Source organism: Ruegeria sp. HKCCE3926 (genome assembly GCF_017872515.1).
GTDB lineage: Bacteria > Pseudomonadota > Alphaproteobacteria > Rhodobacterales > Rhodobacteraceae > Ruegeria.
The window spans coordinates 1,017,879-1,033,542 of record NZ_JAEDOU010000001.1 but is presented as its reverse complement, the minus strand read 5'-3'; the positions used below and the strand labels follow the sequence as shown (position 1 = coordinate 1,033,542).

The following is a 15,664-nucleotide window of genomic DNA, read 5'->3' as shown; positions in this document are numbered from 1 at the left end:
GAAGCCCCAAATGACAGACATGAATGCTATTCTTGCACCGGGCATGTTTGTTCGCCACCCGGATTTCCCCGAATGGGGTGTCGGACAGGTTCAGTCCAACATCGCAGGCAAGATCACCGTAAACTTTCGCGAGCAGGGGAAAGTGGTAATCGACGGAACACGCATCGCCCTGATGCCGGTCTTTGATCCGTGAAACTGGTTTAAGAAGAGTTAACGGAAAAGACCAGATTCCCACTTGTTGCCTTCCCCCGAAGAACTGAGGTATCAGCCGCGTTGATAAAACAGGATTGATTAGTCTGACATGCCGGACGCTGGCCCCTCGTTCACGATCAAACTGGCGGAAACCCAGGACGAACTGCGCGCAGCGCAGCGGTTGCGTTATGACGTATTTGTGCGCGAACTCGGCGGAGGAGGGGCGCTGGTCGATCATGTGGCCGGGCTGGAACGGGACCGGTTTGATCCCTATTTCGATCACATGCTGGCCCGTGATGATGCGACCGGAGAAGTTGTCGGCGTTTACAGGCTGTTACCGGGGGATCGCGCCGCTGAGTTGGGGCAGTTTTATTCCGAAGACGAATACGATCTGAGCATTCTCAAGCAAAGTGGCCGCAAGTTGCTGGAACTGGGCCGGTCGTGCCTGCACAGGGACTACCGGGGCGGTACGGCCATGTATCATCTCTGGAATGGTCTCTCTCGCTATGTGGCCGAACGCCAGATCGAAGTTCTGTTCGGCGTCGCCAGCTTTCACGGCACGGATGTTCAGGAACTGGCCCAGCCGCTGTCGATGCTGCATCACAATCATCTGGCGCCGCCAGACCTGCGGGTGCGCGCCCAGCCGAGCGTGTTTCAGACCATGGATATTGTCGCACCGGACGCGCTGGATCGTCGCCGTGCCATGGTGCAGGTTCCAGCCCTGATCAAAGCCTATCTGAGGCTTGGCGGGTTTGTGGGTGAGGGGGCGTTCATCGATCATTCCTTCAACACCACCGATGTGTGCTTGATCCTGGATACGAGCCGTATGAACGAGCGGCAGAAGCGCATCTATGGCGGAGCTTGATCCGGTGAATGATCCGCTTTGGAACAGTGAGGATGCGCCGGATCCGATCGAACTGGGTTTTGTCGGCTGGATTCTGGTGATCCTGAGGGGCTTGCCCTTGGCCATCCTTGTGTTCGGTGGGCTGATAGTTTTATTGGCCATTCGACTGATCGAGTTGCCACTTTGTGGTGTTCGTCGCCCCGTCACACCGTTCATCAGCCAGTTCGTGTGCCGAAACGCGTTCCGAATCCTGGGAATCGGATTTCGTTGCTCGGGCGCTTTGATGAAGGAACACGGTGCCGTTGTCGCCAATCACACATCCTGGCTGGATATCTTTGCCTTGAACGCCCGCAAAAGGGTCTACTTCGTGTCCAAGGCAGAAGTTGCGAACTGGCCGGGTATCGGATGGTTGGCACGGGCCACCGGGACCGTATTCATCGAGAGGGATCGCAAAAAGGCCCGCGAGCAGACGGCGATCTTCGAAGAACGTCTGAAGGCCGGACATAAGCTGTTGTTTTTTCCCGAGGGCACCTCGACCGACGGATTGCGTGTTTTGCCATTTAAAACAACGCTCTTTGCCGCTTTCTTCGCGGACGAGCTGCGGGATTTCATGTATGTTCAACCGGTCTCGGTGGTGTTTCACGCGCCGAAAGGTCAGCCTGACCGGTTCTATGGCTGGTGGGGTGATATGGATTTCGCGCCCCATCTGCTCAAGACATTGGGCGCTCGCAGGCAGGGGTCTGTCGAACTGATCTATCACGCACCCGCCCGGGTCAGGGATTTCGCCAACCGCAAGGAACTGGCGGCCCATTGCGAGGCAGCAGTGCGCCACGCGCATGCATTGGCGCGGCTTGAAAAATAAGGGTTTGACCCTTGCGCTGCCTTCAAACCTGCCGTATACGCGCGCCATTCAAACCCGCAGGCGGGGTTTGGGCCTTGTAGGGGAGACATCCCTATCTGGCCCGCCGGTTGGAGCATTCGCTTCTTTCACCCCCGCCGAGGCGAAAACCGGAAAAGGAAAACATAGCATGGCTCTTCCCGAGTTCACCATGCGTCAGCTGCTGGAAGCTGGCGTACACTTCGGTCACCAGACACAGCGTTGGAATCCCCGCATGGGCCCGTTCATCTACGGCTCGCGCAATGGCATCCACATCATGGACCTGACCCAGACCGTTCCGATGCTGGACCAGGCGCTGCAGGCCGTTCGTGACACCGTTGCCAAAGGCGGCCGCGTTCTGTTCGTTGGCACCAAGCGTCAGGCTGCTGGCCCGATCGCGGAAGCGGCTGAAAAGTCGGCTCAGTACTACATGAACCACCGCTGGCTGGGCGGCACGCTGACCAACTGGAAAACCGTTTCCCAGTCGATCAACCGTCTGAACCAGATCGACGAAGCGATGGAATCGGGCGCCGAAGGCCTGACCAAGAAAGAGCGTCTGGGCATGGAGCGTGACCAGGCCAAGCTGCAGGCTTCGCTGGGCGGTATCCGCGAGATGGGCGGCGTTCCTGACCTGCTGTTCGTTATCGACGTCAAGAAAGAAGCACTGGCCATCGCCGAAGCCAACAAGCTGGGTATCCCGGTTGTGGCTGTGGTTGACACCAACTGCTCGCCCGACGGCGTTGACTACATCATCCCCGGCAACGATGACGCAGCCCGCGCCATCGCGCTGTACTGTGATCTGGCCGCACGTGCCGCTCTGGACGGCATGACCGCTCAGATGGGTGCGGCAGGCGTTGACCTTGGCGCATTCGAAGAAGCACCGGTTGAAGAAGTCGTTGCAGAAGAAGCGCCCGCCGAAGCAGAAGCCGCACCGGAAGCCAAAGCCGAAGCGTAAGCTGCCCGTCACGTAAATGACATATGGGGCAGGGTATGACCTGCCCCAATTCCGTTTGAATTGAGGAGAGCCTAAAGATGGCAATCACAGCAGCAATGGTTAAAGAACTGCGCGACTCGACCGGCGCAGGCATGATGGACGCAAAAAAAGCGCTGACCGAAACCGGCGGCAACATGGACGAAGCCGTTGACTGGCTGCGCACCAAAGGTCTGGCCAAAGCGGCCAAGAAATCGGGCCGTACCGCAGCAGAAGGTCTGGTTGCAGTCCACGTCAACGGTGGCAACGGTGTTGCTGTCGAAGTGAACTCGGAAACCGACTTCGTTGCGAAAAACGCCGAGTTCCAGGAAATGGTTGGCAAGATCGCATTTGCCGCAGAAGGCGTTGCAGATGTTGACGCGCTGCTGGCTGCTGATCTGGGTGGCAAATCCGTTGCCGACACCCTGACCGACAAGATCGCCACCATCGGCGAGAACATGTCGGTACGCCGCATGGCCAAACTGTCGGGCGACACTGTTGTGTCCTACGTCCACAACGCAGCCACCAACGGCATGGGCAAAATCGGCGTTCTGGTTGCCCTGACCGGTGGCGACGAAGCGATCGGCAAGCAGGTTGCAATGCACATCGCCGCTGTGAACCCGGCGGCCCTGTCCGAAGCAGACATGGACCCGGCAATTGTCGAAAAAGAAAAGCAGGTCCAGATGGACATCGCCCGCGAATCCGGCAAGCCGGAGCAAGTGATCGAAAAGATGATCGAAGGCCGTATGAAGAAGTTCGTCGCGGAATCGACTCTGCTGAACCAGCAGTTTGTCGTGAACCCTGACCTGACCGTCGAAGCAGCGGCCAAGGAAGCCGGCGCAACCATCACCGGCTTCATCCGTCTGGAAGTTGGCGAAGGTATCGTGGTTGAAAAAGAAGATTTCGCTGCTGAAGTCGCCAAAGCCGCGCAAGGCTAAAACGTTACAGGGAAAGTACCGGCAACGGCCTTTCCCAACAAATCTAAAGGGTTACGCACTGCGTAACCCTTTTTTTCTGCCACCGGCAAAAAGCATACTTCCATAAGTAGAGAAGGATTGGAGGGCCCCGCATGATGGGGATGGTCGAGGCCCCCCAAAATTCCGACACCGGTACGCGGACAAATAAGCGCCCCCTTGTCAGAGTGATCGGAGAGCTTTGTTATTGCAAAGATCCAATCCAATGTTCCCTGGCTAAAGCCACCACTCACGGAACACTCTCACTTTGCAACTTTTACGATTAGTTTGAAAAGTAGTGATTTCCTTACCTAGGGTAAACTGACGCGGGATAGCGTCAAAATATTGCGGTTATGCTTCCATAATGAACATCTGGTTGTGCAGTGACGCCTTGAGAACCGCTTGTGCCGTCGTTTCGACCGAAAGCGCCTCACGCGCGAGTCGCAGGTGCTTCTCTACCGTTGCAGATGTCAGTCCCATCAACAGCGCGATATCCTGAGTGGTTTTCCCGTCACCAACCCACTGCAAAGCTTCGCGTTGGCGTTTGGTAAGTGCCCGGTTCGGCGGAAGAAACGGCAATGTCAGGATTTTCAGGTGGGCGACATTGTTCATAAGCAGAATGTCGTCGCCGTGCTCTTCCCAGACCGCATCCACATCTTCCTGGCTCAGCCCATCATTGGCCGACAGGGAAATCGCCCCCTTCGAGCGCATGGAAACCGAGTTGAAGCTTACGGTATAGCCGGAAACCACGCCCATGGATTTGTTGAACTCGAAAACTTCGCGCTCCTTCGCGGTCATCGTTCCGCCCGAGCTCATGTCCTGCAACATTTTCCAGCTGGCGGCGCCTTCGTTGTCCAAGGCCCACTTCAACATCGGAGCGTGAAAATACAGACCATCCTTGATGAACCCGTCCACATAAGCCCGTTTGTGGTTCGTCAGGATTACGAAATCTTCCGGGTCACCCAAGGACGTGGCCGTCCGGAATTGCGTGTACCCATAGATCAGGCGGGTAAATCCGAACTCGGCCATTTGGCGGCAATGTGCATCCCACAGGTCTTCCAGGGTTTTGGCGTAGCTGACAAAGCGAAGATATTCCTTGAGCTTCATGTCGCGCTGCCCGCCTTCAGATGGGCCGCGAGCGCGTCCAGCGCGAGAATATAGCTGTGGGCACCGAAGCCACAGATCTGACCCAGTGCGACAGGGGCTATGTAGGACCTGTGCCGAAAGGCTTCCCGGGCATGAATGTTGGAAAGATGCACTTCGACAACCGGCAGTTCCACCGATGCAATCGCATCCATGAGGGCAATCGACGTATGCGTGAACGCGCCTGCGTTCAGTATCAGCCCGCTTTGAACACCGCGGGCCGCGTGAATGGCGTCAAGCAGCACACCTTCGTGATTGGATTGCAGGTGGGTGACGTCCAGCCCAATGGAGGCGCCATGCTGAACGCAACGGTCCTCGATCATATGTAGTGTCGTGCTGCCGTAAACCTCGGGCTGCCGTGTGCCAAGCAGATTGAGGTTTGGGCCATTCAATACCAAAACGTTATGCATGTTTTCACGATCCCCATACTTGGTTCATAGACGCGAAAAGGCCGGGTTGTCTACCTGACTTTGGTGGATTGAATACAGACAGTTGCCCTGAAAACAGACCTTGAGATGGAAGAGTAAACCAAGTTCAGTCCTTCGACATGACGACGCCGCGCGTCCGTTTGGACTTGGGCCGCACATCTACATCCGCTTTTCGTTAGCGGGAAAACAGGTTTTCGGGCGCATTGTCGTCGGTTTCAGTATCCGAACATTGAAACTATCCGGGCTTATCGGCCGGCCCTTTGCGACGCTGAGTAATCCTTGCAAACCGTGTCTGATGCGATTGAAGATTGTCATGTGGAATTTTGGTGCAACCCGGTTTCGCGCCAACGCAGCGGACGGCTAATTGCTGTAAAGACAACAAGGTTTTGAATCTGGTCGGAATGCAACCGAAATCAGATTTAGCAGAGGAACACGACAATGACCCCCGATACCCTTTTCTCGCTGCCCGGCAAAACCGCATTGGTTACCGGAGGCGCCACGGGTATCGGTCGGATGGCCTCAGAGGCGTTGGTCAGGGCCGGCGCGCGCGTGTTGATCGCTTCTCGGAACGGGGACGCGTGTGTCGCGGCCGCCGCCGATCTGAATGCACTGGAGGCACCGGGAAGTGCCGAAGGGTTTGCCGGAGACATCGGCAGCGAGGCAAGTATAGCCAAACTGGTTTCGGACATTCAGGACCGGACGGAAAGGATTGATATTCTTATGAATAATTCTGGCGTGACCTGGGGAGCACCCATGGGCCAGTTTCCGTATGACGCGTGGGACAAGGTGATGTCGGTCAACGTGGCCGGGGTATTCGAGCTTACCCAGAGGCTGCTGCCGATGTTGATGCAATCCGGAACCGCAGACGATCCGGCCAGGGTCGTGAACGTCGGGTCCGTGATGGGAGAGGTTCCCATGGGGGATGGCGCCTATAGCTATTCAGCCTCCAAGGCTGCGGTACTGCATCTGACAAAAATCATGGCCAAGGAACTGTCGCCCTACCACGTAACGGTCAACGCGCTGGCTCCGGGGCCGTTCGTATCGCGGATGACAGCCTTTGCTACGGCGGATGAGGACAAGCGTGAAAAGGTCGGCAAGTCAGTGCCGCTTGGGCGCGTCGGCTGTGACGAAGATATAGCGGGGTGCGTGCTGTTTCTGTGCGGACGAGGGGGCAGTTATGTAACCGGTTCGATTATCCCGGTTTCTGGTGGGATCAACGTTGTAACATCGGGCAATATCTTCGCCGAAGCCTTCTGAGTCGCGCTGCGGTCAAAGCCGCTCCTGCTCACAACGTGTTGGATTTGTTTCGTTTCTTGTTTTTCGACAGCTCAATTTCCAGGTTCGGCAAGCTGTTCTTGCCAAAGAACATTTCAGAGCCGTAAAACAGGCTGGGAACGCCAAAAACGCCGCGGCGCACGAACGATTTGGTCTGATCCTTCAGGTCCTGTTTGATTTCAGGGCTTGTCATGGCCTCGCGCAACTTGCGAACCGGCAGTTCGTTTTCGTGTAGAATGTCAATCAGAACGGCCAGCTCATCCGCCTTTTGCCCATGCACCCATATGGCATCAAATATGGCGTTTATGTACTTGATTTCCCATGATTTACCGCTGGCGAGCCGGGCGCCGCGCATCGCAAATTTCGTATTGATCGGAAAATGCGGGCTCATGTGAAAGCTCAGCCCGCGACGCCGCGCGAACCGATGCAAGTCGTGGGTAAGATAGGCGGTTTTCTGGCGGTTTTCGGAAAACGCCTGAAACGGGCTTTGGTTATGCGTTGCCTTGAAAACAACAGGCAGAAGGACGGGGGAATACGTGATCTTGGCATTATGCCGCGCGGCCAGCTCTGGCAGCATCTTGTGGGCCAGAAAGGCATTTGGGCTGCAAAAATCGTAAACGAAATCTATGCTTTGCGTCATGCTATTCCTCCCGGCCAATACGGCACGTCGCCGTCCAACAATTTACAAGCGAATCTGTATCGGTTTCACTGTATCACTTGAATTTAAGGCGTGCCTCTTGGCTGTGCTTGTATAACCATTCATTTCAGCCCGGGTTATGCGGTTGTTTCAGGCCCTGCGTATGCTCGATATTAGTCAACTTCTGGTGGAACTCAAAAAATGCTTCGAAAACAAGTCATGTTCGATGAAACGCGCCTGAACCGGATTCGCATCTGGATGGACCGCTATGTTGAGCAGCGCAAATACGCGGGCTCGTCCTTTTTGCTGAAGCACAAGGGGGATGAGGTCTTTTTCCACTCCAGCGGCCTGCGAAATCTTGAACAGGACTTGCCGTTCCAACGCGACGCGCTGGTACGCATCTACTCGATGACCAAACCCGTCACGTCTGTTGCCTTGATGATGCTGGCGGAACGTGGGCTGTTTCACCTCGACGCGCCGCTGTCGGATTTCCTTCCCGAGTTCAAACAGATGCAGGCTCTGGTACCCGGCGCGGACAAGCTGGATCAAACCGAGGACGCGGCAAGCCCGACCCTTCATCAGTTGCTGACCCATACTGGCGGTTTCAGCTATCCGTTCAATCCCGGGATACTACCGGAGGCGATGGATGAAAAGGACCTTATTTTCAAACCAAATCAGGGCCTTCTGAAAGATCGCGTACGTGAACTGGCAGAGTTACCCTTGGCTTTCCAGCCCGGAACACGGTGGGAGTATTCGGTTGGAATCGATGTGCTTGGGCGCGTTGTCGAGGTCGTCTCGGGACAGACCTTGGAACAATTCTTCCGGCAGGAAATCCTGGCGCCCCTCGAGATGCGCGAAACCGGGTTTTCCGTGCCGGCCGGGGCAGGGGACCGGTTCGCCTCGCTTTATACGCCGCTGGCTGGCGACGCGATGGCGTTGAATTCCGCGGATCAAGGAGGCGATACCTTGCGGCTGGTGGATGCCCACGAAACCTCTCCATTCGCGAATGCGACAACGTTCTCGGGCGGCGGTGGGCTGGTTTCCACAATCGATGACTATGTCAAGTTCGTTGACATGCTTCGCAATCGCGGGTCCGGCAACGGGCATCAACTGTTTGGCCCGAAAACGGTGGACTTCATGATGCGCAACCACTTGCCGGGTGATATCGCTTCGATGGGACCAAAGAGCTTTGCGGAACAGCCCATGGAAGGCATGGGATTTGGCCTTGCAGGGTCGATTGTCCTCAACCCGGGTCGGGTGCGCGTGCCAGGGTCCGTCGGTGATTTCAGCTGGGGTGGCATGGCCTCGACCTATTTCTGGATCGACTGGCAGAACGATCTGACGGCTGTGTTCTTCACGCAATTGTCGCCGTCCAGTTCCTATCCATCCCGGGCTGAACTCAAGGCCTTGGTGCACGCCGCCATGATTGAATGATATTGCTTAGGCTGATACCCGGGTTTCGATCAATTAGCCCATGAGCAGACAATGACCGAAGCGGAACGCATCTTATTGGACCTTCTGGATATCGAACGGCTTGAAGTCGATCTTTTCCGCGGCACAGGATCGGGTGGAGAAACACCGACCCGAATTTTCGGCGGTCAGGTCATCGCGCAGGCCCTTGCCGCAGCATACAAAACCGTGGAAGAACGGTTGTGCCATTCCCTGCACGCCTATTTTATCCGCCCCGGGGATCCAGATAAACCTGTTATTTATCAGGTGGATAGGGCGCGTGACGGCGGGTCGTTCACAACCCGTCGCGTTGTCGCCATTCAAAATGGAAAGCAGATCCTGAACATGTCAGCTTCCTTTCACGTTCAGGATGAAGGTTGGGATCATCAGCATCCGATGCCAACCGTGAATCCTCCGCAGACGTACCCATCGCGATCCGAGCTTCGACACGCATATGTGGATCGCGTGCCCGAAGGTTTTCGCGGTGAGCTTCTGCGTGAACGCCCGATCGAAGTCCGCGAGGTGGACCATCTGGATCCGTTCAACCCCGAAGTGTCGGATGACCGCAACAAAACCTGGTTTCGCATGGCGGCTGCCGCGTCTGCGGACGCAAAAACTCAACACCTGCTTTTGGCCTATGCGTCTGATATGAACCTGATGTCGTCAGGTTTGCGACCGCACGGGCTAAGCTGGTTTTCCGGAGAGTTCAACGGCGCCAGTCTGGACCATGCTTTGTGGTTTCATGCACCTGTGAAATTTCAAAACTGGCATCTGTATGTGATGGATTCTCCGTGGACGGGGCAGGGACGCAGCTTTAATCGCGGATCGATCTATTCAGAAGACGGAACCCTGGTCGCGTCGGTAGCTCAGGAAGGTCTTATGAGGAAGGTTCAGAGAAAACGTCAAGTATCCGGCGTAAAGTGTTGATTCAACTTTCGCATTCCGCCCAGCCAGCGATCGTAGTCGGCCGCTTTGAGTTGCAGGTAATCCAACACCTGCGGATGCGGAAGAACCAGAAATCGTTCTTCCCGGATGGCTTGTACGCAGGTTTCAGCGACGTCTTCGGGTTCCAGCACTCCGTCGATCGATGCTACTGAGACCTCATGTCCTTCAGTCATTTTCGACCGAACCGCCTGAGGACAAAGAACCGAAACCCGCAGACCTTTGGCGCCATATGTCAGCGACAGCCACTCGGCAAATCCGACCGCCGCGTGTTTCGTGACACCGTAGGGCGCCGCACCGGGTTGGTTTAGCAAACCTGCCGCAGAGGCCGTCGTCAGAATATATCCGCCGCCGCGACCGATCATACGAGGCACCAAATGGCGCGCGGTCCACACGTGGGACATCACGTTGATTTTCCAAATTTTTTCCCATTGATCATTGGGAACATCCAGACCGCCAAGCGTCAGGATTCCGGCATTTGCACAGAACAGATCAATTGGGCCAACAGTATCTTCGGTGGAATCAATCAACGCTTTGATCTGTTCCTCATCCGAAACGTCACATGTGAAGGTAACGCCGCCAGTTTGGGTTGCGACTTCACGGGCTCCGGCCTCGTCAATATCCGAACAGATGACGCGCGCACCTTCCTGAGCAAAACGTTCCGCCAAACCCCGGCCAATGCCATCTGCGGCACCGGTCACGATGACAGTTTTATCTCTGAGCTCCATGGCGCGTTCCAAAACTAGTATTGCGTGTTCTGGGCAGAGTGTTCACTTTGCGGCCAAGTTACAAGGAGCTACTAATTACCATAATACCGATTATGCGATATCTAATGCCGCCACGGTGCGCGCGACCCACAAATACGGCTCCTGCCAAAATTCAAACGATTTTGGCGTCATGCGCGCAGGATGTGGTTACCCCAAGGCGTATCCAGCGCCGCGGACGGTTCGTACTGGGTCGGTCCCGCCATATTGCGTCAGAGCTTTGCGCAATCGCCCGATATGCACATCAACGGTTCGCGTATCGACATAGATGTCGCGACCCCAAACCCGGTCCAGCAATTGCTCGCGGCTCCAGACCCTGCCCGGCTTCTCCATGAATGTGCTGAGAAGCCGGAACTCGGTCGGCCCAAGTTTTAGGGGTTTGTTGTCCCGGCTAACCTTGTGCGTCTCGGAGTCAAGAATGATGTCATCGAATTCCAGGCGCAAACCAACGGTCGAAGGACGGACGCGGCGCAATTGCGTGCGAACGCGCGCCATCAGCTCGACCACGGAATATGGCTTGACCACGTAATCATCCGCGCCGGTTTCGAGACCGCGAACTTTGTCGACTTCCTCGGTCCGGGCCGACAACATGATAATCGGGATTGAACGCGTGTCCGGGCGGCTTTTCAGGCGTCGGCAGACCTCGATACCGCTCAGATTGGGCATCATCCAGTCCAGAACAATGATGTCCGGACAGTCTTCGTCTACCAACAGCATGGCTTCTTCGCCGTTGCCAGCCTTTGAAACCCGAAACCCTTCAGCTTCAAGGTTGTAGGCCAAGACTTCACGCTGGGCCATTTCATCCTCTACAACCAGAACGGTAGGTTGATCTGCGGACATCTCACTCGTCTCCTACACGGTTTGCGACGTGTTGTCAGCCTTGGGCCGGGCTTCGGCCGGGCGGTCGCCGGTGACCAGATACACGACCTGTTCGGCGATCGAGGTTACGTGATCGCCCATGCGTTCGATGTTCTTGGCAATGAAATGCAGGTGCATGCAGGCCGAGATATTGCGTGGGTCTTCGGCCATGAACGTCAGAAACTCCCGGAACAGCCCGTTATACATCTGGTCAACCTCTTCATCACGGTTGATGACGTCTGTGGCCAGTTCCGCATCGCGCTGGATATAGGCATCCAGTGCATCACGCAGCATCCGTTCGACCTCGCGTGCCATACGGCGCAGGGCCGCAGCGCTTCCGTTGATCTCGCTGGCATTGACCAGAACCGTGGTTCGTTTGGCGATATTCTTGGCATAGTCGCCAATACGCTCAAGGTTGCCGGATACCTTCAGAACCGACAGGATCAGCCGCAAGTCACCGGCGGTGGGTGCACGCAGCGCAATCAACCTGGCCGTTTCTTCGTTGATCAGTTCTTCAAGCGCGTCGATGGCTTTGTCGCCTTTTCGCACCTCTTGCGCCAACTCTTCATCGCGGGTTTCCAGCGAGCGGGCCGCGCCTATGATGGCGGCCTCGACCAGCCCGCCCATCTTCATGATATGCGCTTGGATCGCCTCGAGGTCGCGATCAAAAGCAGTTGCAATATGTTGTTCGCTCATTGTCAGATACCTGTGCTTAGCCGATGCGGCCGGTAATGTAGCTTTCCGTGCGCGGATCTATCGGATTGGTAAAAATCTGCCCGGTTTCACCGAATTCAACCAGGTTGCCCAAGTGGAAAAAGGCCGTTTTCTGACTGACCCGTGCCGCCTGCTGCATCGAGTGGGTGACGATCACAACGGAAAACCGCGACCTCAGTTCGTCGATCAACTCTTCGACCTGTGCGGTCGCAATCGGATCAAGGGCCGAACACGGCTCGTCCATCAACAGAACTTCGGGTTCGGTGGCGACGGCCCGGGCGATGCACAAACGCTGCTGCTGGCCGCCGGACAGGCCGGTTCCAGGTGCATCCAGACGATCCTTGACCTCATCCCAGATCGCGCCGCGGCGCAAGGATTTTTCCACGATTTCATCCAGTTCCGCCTTGTTGCGGGCCATGCCGTGAATGCGCGGGCCGTAGGCCACGTTGTCATAGATCGATTTCGGGAACGGGTTGGGTTTTTGGAACACCATCCCGACCTTGGCGCGCAACTGGACCGGATCGACACGCTTGTCATAGATGTCTTCACCATCCAGCAGGATGTCGCCCTCGACGCGGCAGATATCGATGGTATCGTTCATCCGGTTCAGGCAGCGCAGGAAGGTGGACTTGCCACAACCAGATGGCCCTATGAAGGCCGTGACGGTCTTGTCTTCGATCTCAACGCTCACGTCCTTGATGGCGTGGGTTTCACCGTAGAAAACCTGTACGTTCTTGGCGTTGATCTTGATGTCTTTGGAGTCCACGGTTCTCTCCACTCGTGTCATGTCGTTCATTCCAGCCCCCATTTACCAGCGGCGTTCAAAGCGGCGGCGCATGATGATTGCGATGATATTCATGGTCAGCAGGAACATCAAAAGTATGATGATCCCACCCCACGCCTTCTCGTAAAAGCCAACGTCAGCACGTGCGGCCCATGTATAGATCTGGGCGGGCATGGCTGAATTCGGCTCGGTAAAGCCTGCCAGAAAGCCGTCAGGATAACCGCGCGCGACAAATCCAACCATGCCGATCAGCAAAAGAGGTGCGGTTTCTCCCAAGGCTTGCGCCAGACCGATGATGGTACCCGTCAGAATGCCCGGCGCAGCCAGCGGCAGCACGTGGTGAAACACCGCCTGCATTTTTGACGCCCCTACCCCAAGCGCCGCGTCGCGGATCGACGGAGGCACGGCCTTCAAAGACGCGCGGGTCGAGATGATGATCGTCGGAAGCGTCATCAGGGTCAGAACCAGACCGCCGACCAGCGGTGCCGATTGCGGCAGGTGCATGAACTGAATGAAAACGGCCAGGCCCAGAATACCGAAGACGATGGACGGAACCGCGGCCAGGTTCGAAATGTTCACTTCGATCAGGTCGGTCAACTTGTTCTGCGGCGCAAATTCTTCGAGATAGATCGAAGCTGCAACGCCAATCGGCAGAGACAGACACAGAACGACCAGCATCATGAAGAATGATCCCACAACCGAGACACCGATGCCTGCGCCGCCGGGGTTGTCCACGCCTGCGTCCGCTCCGGTGATGAAGGGCCAGTTGAATGCCTGCTTGATGATGCCGGCCTGTTCCAGCGCATCGACCAGATCAAGATCGCTTTTTTGCAGAAACCGGCTGTCTTGTATCGTGTCGCGGGATACGCGGCCTTTGAAGTATCCGTCCACCCGGCTGGATGCTGCCAGATCGAATTGAACCGGCTGGCCCAGCTTGTCAGGGTTTTCTGTATAGAAGGTCCGGATCGTTCCGCCGACTTTACCCAAAAGACGCTCGATCGCGGCCTCATCAAAATCAACGCTGATTCCGCGTTCAGCAAGTTCACTGTTCAACTGGGCGACGAACAAGTCGGAATAGACTTTTGTCTTGAACAGGGCCCCTTCGGCCTCGTCCCGCTGCGGTTCGGTCAGTGTGAATTCAATGCTTACGACCGTGCGTTGGAAGGCCGGAATCCCCTGCGACAGGATCGAAGCGAACAGAACAACCAGAAAGAACAGACCGGTTGCGATTGCGGCGATGCCATAAGCGCGGAACCGTTTCTCGGCTTTGGCACGTTTCGTCGTACGTTCATCCGGAGCCGTAAGCGAGATCATATGGCGACCGGATTGGGGGCTTTGCATACTGGTGTCGGTCATTCGTACTGCTCCCGATACTTGCGCACGATATACAGGGCACACACGTTGAGCCCCAAGGTTAGAATGAAAAGGGTCATGCCAAGTGCGAAGGCGACCAGCGCCTCGGGCGAGGCAAAGTCGGCGTCCCCCGTCAACTGGCTGACGATCTTGGCTGTCACGGTTGTCATGGCTTCGAACGGGTTCAGGCTGAGGCGGGCCGCGGCCCCTGCCCCGAGAACCACGATCATGGTCTCGCCGATGGCGCGCGATGCCGCCAGAAGGATCGCGCCGACGATACCGGGCAACGCGGCGGGCAGAACGACCTGACGGATGGTTTCCGATTGCGTGGCGCCAAGACCGTAGGAACCATCGCGCATTGCCTGCGGCACGGCGTTGATGATGTCGTCAGACAGCGATGAGACAAACGGGATCAACATGATCCCCATCACCAGACCCGCAGTCATGACGGCGGTGCCGGCTTTCATCCAGCCCAGGCCATTTTCACCAAAAACATCCAACAGCAGCGGACCAACGGTCAACAAAGCGAAGAGACCGTAAACGATGGTCGGAATACCGGCCAGCACCTCAAGCAGCGGCTTGGCGACAGAGCGCAAGCGGGGCGAAGCGTATTCGCTGAGATAGATCGCGGCAAACAACCCGATCGGCACTGCAACCAGCAACGCCACGACAGAGATGTAGAGCGTCCCCCACAGCAGCGGCAAGATACCAAGTTCGGACAACCCGCCGCGGCCCGAAAAGCTGGGCGCCCAGGTCATGCCGAAAAAGAAATCTGACGCCGGGTATAGTTTGAAGAACTCCCAGGTGTTGAACACAAGAGACAGGACAATGCCCACCGTTGTTAGAATGGCAACCGACGCGGCCGCCATAAGCAGGACACGAACCCCCTGTTCCACAACGTTGCGCGCACGGTATTCGGCGTTGGTTTGCAACCAGCCCGCTACGGCACCGATCAAGGCAACCGCGACAACGGCAATGGACATGATCGCATACCCGGTCGAGCTCATGGCGCGATAGCTCTGCGCAGCGCGCAATACCGGTTGAGTGATGTCCGAGGTCACCACCTGCCCCGCGTCCTTCAAAAGCTGGGTGATCTCGGCGACATTCGCATCGGCATCACTGGCGGCGTTCTCGGTCAGGTTTCCTTGCGCAACCGCATTGTCCAGCCCGGCGGCTGTGCGGCGTACTTCGGCCATCACCAGGCTGCGAGAGGAACCTTCCTTTATCACGGAGTCGGATATCATGCCCGACACCTGCGCATTGAGAAAGAAAGGCTGCGCCAACAGCCACACGATCAAGAGGCCGAAGGCCGGCACAAGCGTCTTCAGCGCAACGTTTGCACCATAAAATGATGGCAGGGAATGCAGATTCCGACTGTCACCACCAGCGTTTTGCAGCGCGCGTTTGCGTCCCAACAGATAGCCGACAGCCGCGATCGCCGAAACGATCAGAAAGAGCCAAAGTATCGGCATAACACCCCC

At 56.6% G+C, this 15,664-nt stretch carries 17 protein-coding genes; 8 read left to right on the top strand and 9 right to left on the bottom strand.

What is annotated here, in order from left to right; genetic code table 11:
• Positions 1-10: 10 nt before the first annotated feature.
• The 5 genes from I9184_RS05235 to tsf all read left to right on the top strand — a co-directional run bounded on the left by I9184_RS05235 (position 11) and on the right by tsf (position 3,821).
• Complete coding sequence (locus I9184_RS05235; protein WP_050602459.1) at positions 11-193, top strand: DUF3553 domain-containing protein; 183 nt, start codon at positions 11-13, stop codon at positions 191-193.
• 108 nt (positions 194-301) lie between these two features.
• Positions 302-1,057, top strand: a complete 756-nt coding sequence (locus tag I9184_RS05230; RefSeq protein ID WP_171632503.1) for a GNAT family N-acyltransferase — start codon at positions 302-304, stop codon at positions 1,055-1,057.
• Positions 1,044-1,898: a 1-acyl-sn-glycerol-3-phosphate acyltransferase gene (locus I9184_RS05225; RefSeq protein WP_209833152.1), complete on the top strand. Its 855-nt coding sequence runs from the start codon at positions 1,044-1,046 to the stop codon at positions 1,896-1,898. The genes I9184_RS05230 and I9184_RS05225 overlap by 14 nt, the downstream gene beginning before the upstream one ends.
• A gap of 166 nt (positions 1,899-2,064) precedes the next feature.
• Positions 2,065-2,868, top strand: a complete 804-nt coding sequence (rpsB, locus tag I9184_RS05220) for a 30S ribosomal protein S2 (protein ID WP_171723284.1) — start codon at positions 2,065-2,067, stop codon at positions 2,866-2,868.
• A gap of 77 nt (positions 2,869-2,945) precedes the next feature.
• Positions 2,946-3,821, top strand: a complete 876-nt coding sequence (gene tsf / locus I9184_RS05215) for a translation elongation factor Ts (protein ID WP_171723283.1) — start codon at positions 2,946-2,948, stop codon at positions 3,819-3,821.
• Positions 3,822-4,187: 366 nt separating this feature from the next.
• On the opposite strand, the gene I9184_RS05210 is transcribed toward tsf, so the two are convergent.
• The gene (locus I9184_RS05210; protein WP_171632496.1) at positions 4,188-4,943 is read right to left on the bottom strand and encodes an autoinducer binding domain-containing protein; all 756 of its coding nucleotides are present in this window, start codon (positions 4,941-4,943) and stop codon (positions 4,188-4,190) included.
• Entirely contained in the window at positions 4,940-5,389 is a 450-nt protein-coding gene (gene aroQ, locus I9184_RS05205; protein WP_171632493.1) for a type II 3-dehydroquinate dehydratase, read from the bottom strand. Before aroQ ends, I9184_RS05210 begins: the two co-directional genes overlap by 4 nt.
• Before the next feature lie 456 nt (positions 5,390-5,845).
• On the opposite strand from aroQ, the gene I9184_RS05200 reads away from it, so the two are divergent.
• Positions 5,846-6,664 (top strand): SDR family NAD(P)-dependent oxidoreductase, encoded by an 819-nt coding sequence (locus I9184_RS05200; RefSeq protein WP_209833150.1) that lies wholly within the window; start codon positions 5,846-5,848, stop codon positions 6,662-6,664.
• Between the two features lie 28 nt (positions 6,665-6,692).
• Here the strand turns inward: I9184_RS05200 and I9184_RS05195 are convergent, their stop codons facing one another.
• Positions 6,693-7,322, bottom strand: a complete 630-nt coding sequence (locus tag I9184_RS05195; protein ID WP_209833148.1) for a 2-hydroxychromene-2-carboxylate isomerase — start codon at positions 7,320-7,322, stop codon at positions 6,693-6,695.
• Positions 7,323-7,520: 198 nt separating this feature from the next.
• Here I9184_RS05195 and I9184_RS05190 point away from each other — a divergent pair, with 198 nt between their 5' ends.
• Both I9184_RS05190 and I9184_RS05185 read left to right on the top strand, forming a co-directional pair.
• Entirely contained in the window at positions 7,521-8,753 is a 1,233-nt protein-coding gene (locus tag I9184_RS05190; protein WP_209833146.1) for a serine hydrolase domain-containing protein, read from the top strand.
• 51 nt (positions 8,754-8,804) lie between these two features.
• On the top strand, positions 8,805-9,695 hold the full coding sequence (locus I9184_RS05185) for an acyl-CoA thioesterase II (RefSeq protein WP_209833144.1): 891 nt from the start codon (positions 8,805-8,807) through the stop codon (positions 9,693-9,695).
• Here I9184_RS05185 and I9184_RS05180 read toward each other — a convergent pair.
• The 6 genes from I9184_RS05180 to pstC all read right to left on the bottom strand — a co-directional run bounded on the left by I9184_RS05180 (position 9,671) and on the right by pstC (position 15,655).
• A complete protein-coding gene (locus I9184_RS05180; RefSeq protein ID WP_209833142.1) occupies positions 9,671-10,438 on the bottom strand; it encodes an SDR family oxidoreductase in 768 nt (255 codons plus the stop codon). The genes I9184_RS05185 and I9184_RS05180 overlap by 25 nt on opposite strands.
• A 186-nt stretch (positions 10,439-10,624) precedes the next feature.
• Entirely contained in the window at positions 10,625-11,314 is a 690-nt protein-coding gene (phoB, locus tag I9184_RS05175) for a phosphate regulon transcriptional regulator PhoB (protein ID WP_152457978.1), read from the bottom strand.
• A gap of 12 nt (positions 11,315-11,326) precedes the next feature.
• The gene (phoU, locus tag I9184_RS05170) at positions 11,327-12,028 is read right to left on the bottom strand and encodes a phosphate signaling complex protein PhoU (protein ID WP_171632476.1); all 702 of its coding nucleotides are present in this window, start codon (positions 12,026-12,028) and stop codon (positions 11,327-11,329) included.
• A gap of 16 nt (positions 12,029-12,044) precedes the next feature.
• A complete protein-coding gene (pstB, locus tag I9184_RS05165) occupies positions 12,045-12,842 on the bottom strand; it encodes a phosphate ABC transporter ATP-binding protein PstB (RefSeq protein WP_152457980.1) in 798 nt (265 codons plus the stop codon).
• 12 nt (positions 12,843-12,854) lie between these two features.
• Positions 12,855-14,186 carry a phosphate ABC transporter permease PstA gene (gene pstA / locus I9184_RS05160; protein WP_209833140.1) on the bottom strand — a complete coding sequence of 444 codons (1,332 nt, stop codon included), beginning with the start codon at positions 14,184-14,186 and terminating at the stop codon, positions 12,855-12,857.
• The gene (gene pstC / locus I9184_RS05155) at positions 14,183-15,655 is read right to left on the bottom strand and encodes a phosphate ABC transporter permease subunit PstC (RefSeq protein ID WP_171632471.1); all 1,473 of its coding nucleotides are present in this window, start codon (positions 15,653-15,655) and stop codon (positions 14,183-14,185) included. Before pstC ends, pstA begins: the two co-directional genes overlap by 4 nt.
• Between the last annotated feature and the right edge of the window lie 9 nt (positions 15,656-15,664).

What these genes read in the sequence shown, in the direction of transcription:
- I9184_RS05190 (WP_209833146.1), top strand. Translation starts at nt 7,521, where the DNA reads ATGCTTCGAAAACAAGTCATGTTCGATGAAACGCGCCTGAACCGGATT.
- I9184_RS05225 (WP_209833152.1), top strand. Translation starts at nt 1,044, where the DNA reads ATGGCGGAGCTTGATCCGGTGAATGATCCGCTTTGGAACAGTGAGGAT.
- I9184_RS05230 (WP_171632503.1), top strand. Translation starts at nt 302, where the DNA reads ATGCCGGACGCTGGCCCCTCGTTCACGATCAAACTGGCGGAAACCCAG.
- tsf (WP_171723283.1), top strand. Translation starts at nt 2,946, where the DNA reads ATGGCAATCACAGCAGCAATGGTTAAAGAACTGCGCGACTCGACCGGC.
- pstA (WP_209833140.1), bottom strand. Translation starts at nt 14,186, where the DNA reads ATGACCGACACCAGTATGCAAAGCCCCCAATCCGGTCGCCATATGATC.
- I9184_RS05195 (WP_209833148.1), bottom strand. Translation starts at nt 7,322, where the DNA reads ATGACGCAAAGCATAGATTTCGTTTACGATTTTTGCAGCCCAAATGCC.
- I9184_RS05210 (WP_171632496.1), bottom strand. Translation starts at nt 4,943, where the DNA reads ATGAAGCTCAAGGAATATCTTCGCTTTGTCAGCTACGCCAAAACCCTG.
- phoB (WP_152457978.1), bottom strand. Translation starts at nt 11,314, where the DNA reads ATGTCCGCAGATCAACCTACCGTTCTGGTTGTAGAGGATGAAATGGCC.
- I9184_RS05185 (WP_209833144.1), top strand. Translation starts at nt 8,805, where the DNA reads ATGACCGAAGCGGAACGCATCTTATTGGACCTTCTGGATATCGAACGG.
- pstB (WP_152457980.1), bottom strand. Translation starts at nt 12,842, where the DNA reads ATGAACGACATGACACGAGTGGAGAGAACCGTGGACTCCAAAGACATC.
- I9184_RS05200 (WP_209833150.1), top strand. Translation starts at nt 5,846, where the DNA reads ATGACCCCCGATACCCTTTTCTCGCTGCCCGGCAAAACCGCATTGGTT.
- pstC (WP_171632471.1), bottom strand. Translation starts at nt 15,655, where the DNA reads ATGCCGATACTTTGGCTCTTTCTGATCGTTTCGGCGATCGCGGCTGTC.
- phoU (WP_171632476.1), bottom strand. Translation starts at nt 12,028, where the DNA reads ATGAGCGAACAACATATTGCAACTGCTTTTGATCGCGACCTCGAGGCG.
- rpsB (WP_171723284.1), top strand. Translation starts at nt 2,065, where the DNA reads ATGGCTCTTCCCGAGTTCACCATGCGTCAGCTGCTGGAAGCTGGCGTA.
- I9184_RS05180 (WP_209833142.1), bottom strand. Translation starts at nt 10,438, where the DNA reads ATGGAGCTCAGAGATAAAACTGTCATCGTGACCGGTGCCGCAGATGGC.
- aroQ (WP_171632493.1), bottom strand. Translation starts at nt 5,389, where the DNA reads ATGCATAACGTTTTGGTATTGAATGGCCCAAACCTCAATCTGCTTGGC.
- I9184_RS05235 (WP_050602459.1), top strand. Translation starts at nt 11, where the DNA reads ATGACAGACATGAATGCTATTCTTGCACCGGGCATGTTTGTTCGCCAC.